Raw genomic sequence first — 270 nt, forward strand, 5'->3', positions numbered from 1 at the left:
ACAGACTTCACTTCTTTCGGGTTCTTCGCTCCTTTGTCTGGCAAATAGATATTGATACGACTATCATCGCTCGGATCCGTGTATTCATAGATCAGTCCATCGTAGTCATCCATCACGCCAAAGGTAAGGTCATGCTTGTAACTATCCGGAATGATATTCCGGAAGTTAAACAGCATTACCGAGTTATCAGTTGGCCGTTCAAAATAAAGCTTGAGCTTATTGTTTTGCCGATATGCGGTACAAAACACCGCATCACAAAGGTTAGTGGCC

Annotated in this window: 1 protein-coding gene; it reads right to left on the reverse strand. The window is 43.3% G+C overall.

The window, feature by feature from the left end:
* On the reverse strand, positions 1 to 270 hold a 270-nt coding region (locus ACNQ0W_RS25720), incomplete at both ends, for a hypothetical protein (RefSeq protein ID WP_417933346.1).

The sequence above is a fragment of the Enterobacter cloacae complex sp. 6730903 genome (genome assembly GCF_048283985.1).
Classification (GTDB): Bacteria; Pseudomonadota; Gammaproteobacteria; order Enterobacterales; family Enterobacteriaceae; genus Enterobacter; species Enterobacter hormaechei_C.